Source organism: Saccharothrix hoggarensis (assembly GCF_042678885.1).
GTDB lineage: Bacteria > Actinomycetota > Actinomycetes > Mycobacteriales > Pseudonocardiaceae > Actinosynnema > Actinosynnema hoggarensis.
Genome location: NZ_JBHTLK010000353.1, coordinates 1 through 4,688 on the forward strand (window position 1 = coordinate 1; position 4,688 = coordinate 4,688).

Genomic DNA, 4,688 nt, shown 5'->3' on the forward strand with positions numbered 1-4,688 from the left:
ACGCCGCGCTGGCGGAACTGGCCGCCGTCGGCCTGGACGAGGCGACCGCCACCCGGCGGCCCGCGGGCCTGTCCGGCGGCGAACTGCAACGGGCCGCGCTCGTGCGCGCGCTGCTCGCCCGGCCGGACGTGCTCGTGTGCGACGAGATCACGTCCGGGCTGGACACGCTCACCCAGGCGAGCCTGCTCGACCAGCTGGCGGCGCTGACCTGCGCCGTCGTGCTGATCAGCCACGACCTCGCCGTCGTGGCCCGGCTCGCCGACCACGTCGCCGTGCTGCACCGGGGCCGGGTAGTCGAGCACGGCCCGGCGCGCGACGTCCTCGACTCCCCCACCCACCCGGTGACCACCGGCCTGCTGGGGCGCTCGCCCCGGGGCCACTCCATGGAAGGAACAGAGGAGAAGCGGACATGACCGAGTACCACCGCGAAGTCGGGCCCTACGAGGTGCGGCGGGCGATCGACGCCGACCTGCCCGGCGCGCGCAGCGTCATGCTGGACACCTTCTACCAGGAGTTCGGTTACGGCTACCGGCCCGAGTGGCACGGCGACGTGATCGACCTCGACGGCGCGTACGTGCGTCCCGCGCGGCACGCGTTGTTCGTCGCGGTCAAGGGCGACGAGGTGGTGGCGACGACCGGCGTGCGGGCGAACGGCCCGGCCAGCCCGCCGCACCCGGCCTGGCTCGCCGCCCGCTACCCGCACGGCACCACGGCCCAGCTGTTCCGGGTCTACGTGCGCCCCGACCACCGCCGTTCCGGCCTGGCCCGAGCGCTGGTGGAGATGGCCACCTCGTTCGTCGCGGCGGCGCCGGGGTACGAGCGGCTGTACCTGCACACCGACACCAGGATCGCCGGGGCCGAGCCGTTCTGGCGGTCCGTGGCCACGGAGGTGCACGACGCTCGTGACGGCGACCCGATCACGTTCCAGACCGTCCACTTCGAGATCCCGCTGCCGCGCTGAGCGCGTGGGCCGTCCTCGGTTGTCGCCGGGGTTTGGGGGCCGGGCGGGCAGACGGAGGAGGTCACACGTCTGCCCACCCGGCGTGCCGGTGAGGCGGGTCCGGCTCGGGGTCGCGAGGCCCGGCGGCGCGCCGTGGCCTCTACTGTGTTATCGCTAACAAGATTTGTCAACACCGGTCTACACGCTGCCTGTTAGCGCTAACAGACCGTGGTGGTCCCTCACCGCTCCGCGGCACGGTTCAGCAGGTCGGCCAACGACGTCGCCGGGCGCCTGGTCAGGAGCGGGACGGCGTCGCTCACCGCGGCCAGCTCGCCGTTCGCGATGGCCGTGTAGGTGGAGACCCACGCGTCGACCTGCCAGTCCGGCGCGCCGGAGGAGGCCCGCGAGCGGTACGCCTCGGCGACCGTCTCGGGGTGGTAGGCGATCTTCCGCCCGGTGGCCGCGGACAGCACGGCCGCCACCTCGTGCAGGGTCGGCGCCTCCGGCCCGGTCAGGTCGTACGTGCGACCGGCGTGGGCGTCCGGGTCGGGGTCGGCGAGGACGGCCGCGGCGGCGTCGGCGATGTCGTCCTGCGCCACGACGGCCACCCGGCCGTCCCCGGCGGGTCCGCGCAGCACGTCGTCGTCGCCGACGAGGCCGGGGACGAAGTCGGCGTACAGGTTGTCGCGCAGGATCGTGAACCGCATCCCGCTCGACCGGATGTGCTCCTCGGTGGCCCAGTGGTCGCGGACGAGCGTGAACGTCGCGTCGGGCGCCGCGCCGACGAACGACGTGTAGACGAGGTGCTCGACCCCGGCGGCGGCCGCGGCGTCCACGAACGCCCGGTGCTGGTCGACGCGGTCCCGCGATTCGGAGGCCGAGACCATGAAGACCGTGGGGACTCCGTCGAGCGCCCGCCGAACCGCGTCGTGGTCCCCGTAGACCGCCTGGGCCGTCGTCGCCCCCGGCAGCCGCGGCGCGAGTCGGGTCGCGGACCAGCAGCAGCTGGGCCGTGCCGGCGTCGGCGAGGCGGCGGGCGACGCGTCCGCCGAGGCGCCCGGTGGCTCCCGTGACGGCGATCTGCGTGGTCGACATCTGCGGCGTCCCCTCGGGTCGAAGGCGTCGTCACAGGCTGACACGGAACCGGCCGGCCCACCGGACGACGTGACTACCCCGCCGCGTGCGGCTACCGGTCACCCAGGGAGTCGGCGATGACCTGGACGATCCCCCGCCACGCCGAGCGGTCCTCGCGCACCGACCGGCTCACCTCGACGTGGACGAACGACGACCCGTGCTCCGCGGCGACCTGGCCCTGCGCACTCCGCCTGCCTTCCAGCTGACCGCAGTCGCGCTGCCACGCCCGGCAGACGCGCAGGTCGTCGTCCAGGCCGTCGGCGACGCGCTCCAGCGTGTCGTCCACGTCGGTCGCGCCGGGCGAGAGCACGACGTCCGCCGACGGCAGGCTGGCGTCGTTGAAGCCGTGCAGCTGGACCTGGGGCAGGCCGCGGCGGGCGTGGTCCTCGGCGAGGGCGTGGAACGCGGAGCCCTTGTGGTGGGAGGCGTCGCCCTTGCCGAGGGAGGCCCGGCGGTGGGTGCCCGCCACGGCGAGCACCGCGCCCGGCACGCGCCGGAACAGCCCGAGACCGATCTCGTCGGTGCGCAGGTCGTTCGCGGGGTGCGGGACCTGCACCGCCACGCGCGCGGGACGGGACAGGTCCACGACGTAGAAGCCCCACCCGGGCTCGGCGTTGGCCTTGCCCGCCACGGCCGCGTAGGGACGCCCCGTTTCCGCGTCCGTGCCGAGGTCCACGTCGAGCCCCAGCTCCTCCAGCGCGTCGACCGCTTCGGACGACCCGTCGCGCAGCGCGCCGAGCGCGTCCACGAACTCACGCCGCTGTCGCTCACCCGGCGGGTCGTACGGGGCGTCCTCGCGCAGGGCCGCGGCGAAGGCGCCGAGCCGGGCTTCGAGGCCAGACGCGGGCGGAACGTCCGGCGCGGGATCGGGTGATCGGGGCGGTTCGTCGGCCGGGCCCGGCAGCGCTACCAGCACACCTGTCACCACAGTGACGATTCCGGCGACTGTGAGCAACCAACGCCATCGTGACCAAACACGAGAGGTAGTCACGTAACGTAACCCATTTCACTCGAATGTGTTCCCACTGTTTAACCCAAGAGAGTGCAATCCGTCCGGCTTAGTGCACAATCTACGAGGTTTGCGACAGTGGGGTAGCGCGCTCGGGGGGCGCACCCGCATCACAGGGTGACGGTCGGAGAGCTTGAGTGCGCCACAAGAAAAACACGCTGCGTGACGAACGCGTCGTGCGTTTGGAAGCTCAGCTGCCTGAAGCAGCGTTTCCGGCCACGGTCCGGACGTTGCCGGCGCTACTGCTCGTGTTGTTCCTGATAGTCGCCGGGACGACGATCGTGCTGTTGGACGATCCCGACGGACAGGCGGTTCCCGGCGCGTTCGTCCAGTCGCAGCAGGAACTGGCCGCCGGTGTCGCGCGATCGGTCGCCGCCACCGCCAACCAGGGCGTGCGGGACCTGCGGACCGCGTCGGCCGGGATCGCCAAGCCCGCCGACGTCGACCCGGTGCTGGAAGCGCTCGTGCGCGACCGGCGGTGGCGGGGCGCGGTGGTGCTCGACGGGCCTTCCCGCGCGCTGGTCGCCACGCGGGGTGAGCCGGTGCCCGCCCAGGCGATCCCGGTCGCGGTCGCCGACGTCGCCATCACGTCGACCACCGCCGCCAACGGGCAACTGCTGCTGATCACCACCACCTCGCTGCCGGGCGGACGGCTGCTCGCCGCGTCCACGACCGTGCGGCTGCCCGACGTCGACGCGGACGAGGTGCTGCGGCAGTCGTTCCTGCTGGCCACCCTGTCCGGCAAGGTCGTCGCGAGCACCGGCTCGCCGGCGCAGGACCGGGACGCGAAGCTCGAAGGGCTGGTCGCGGACGCGGGACGGGCGGCGCGCGGCGGCACGCCGGGCGTGCTGCTCGGTCCCGCGGCAGGACTGACCCAGCCGACCGTCGCCTACGCGCGGGTGACGCCGTCGAGCGTTCCCGACGGACTCGACCTGGCCGTGGTCGGCATCGCCGACGGCCCGCTGGCCGGCAGCGGCGCCGAGGGCTCCGGCATCGTGCCCGGCGCGATCCTCGCCCTGCTGGCCGTCCTCGGATTCGTGCTGGTCAGGCGGTACGTCACGGGTCCGGTCCTGGCCGCGCGCCACGACCTGGTCGGCGTCGCCGCGGGCAACCTCCGCACCGAGATCCGCCCCGCCGCGTCCGGTGAGGTGGCCCGCATCGTGGCCGCCGCCCGGCTGTGCCGAGACCGGCTCCTCGGCGGCGACCGCGCGGACGACGCCGAAGACGACGCGGCCACCCCGTCCCGCCGCGGGATCACCGCACGCGTGGCGACCGCCGTGGTCGCGCTGTCGGTGTTCGGCTGGTCCGCCGGCGCCCTCGTGGCGTTCCGGACCACCGACGTCGACATCCCCGTGGCCGTGGTGGCGAGCGTCCGCGCCCAGACCGGCAAGGCCACCGACGCGTTGCGCCGCAGCATGAACAGCGGCCTCGCCGACCTGACCGCCCTCGCGACCACGGCGGGTGACGACCGCGCCCTGCGGACCGCCCTCGAAGGGCTCCACGCCAACCACACCCGGTTCCGCAGCCTCTACCTGGTCGACCGGGCCGGCACGGCGGGCGACCCGATCGGCCGGCCGCAGCTGCGACGAGCCGAGCCGCCCGCCG

The 4,688-nt window shown here is 74.0% G+C and carries 5 protein-coding genes; 3 read left to right on the plus strand and 2 right to left on the minus strand.

The genetic code is table 11. From position 1 onward, the window contains the following. Both ACFQ3T_RS34465 and ACFQ3T_RS34470 read left to right on the plus strand, forming a co-directional pair. On the plus strand, positions 1–413 hold a 413-nt coding region (locus ACFQ3T_RS34465; protein WP_380729976.1), incomplete at its 5' end, for an ATP-binding cassette domain-containing protein. Further along, positions 410–961 carry a GNAT family N-acetyltransferase gene (locus ACFQ3T_RS34470; RefSeq protein WP_380729978.1) on the plus strand — a complete coding sequence of 184 codons (552 nt, stop codon included), beginning with the start codon at positions 410–412 and terminating at the stop codon, positions 959–961. The genes ACFQ3T_RS34465 and ACFQ3T_RS34470, both read left to right, overlap by 4 nt. A 218-nt stretch (positions 962–1,179) precedes the next feature. Here ACFQ3T_RS34470 and ACFQ3T_RS34475 read toward each other — a convergent pair whose 3' ends face one another. Next, entirely contained in the window at positions 1,180–2,079 is a 900-nt protein-coding gene (locus ACFQ3T_RS34475) for an NmrA family NAD(P)-binding protein (RefSeq protein ID WP_380729980.1), read from the minus strand. A gap of 47 nt (positions 2,080–2,126) precedes the next feature. Beyond that, positions 2,127–2,990: a hypothetical protein gene (locus ACFQ3T_RS34480; protein ID WP_380729982.1), complete on the minus strand. Its 864-nt coding sequence runs from the start codon at positions 2,988–2,990 to the stop codon at positions 2,127–2,129. Positions 2,991–3,313: 323 nt separating this feature from the next. Here ACFQ3T_RS34480 and ACFQ3T_RS34485 point away from each other — a divergent pair. Further along, the coding region (locus tag ACFQ3T_RS34485; protein ID WP_380729983.1) for a hypothetical protein at positions 3,314–4,688 on the plus strand (1,375 nt) is incomplete at its 3' end.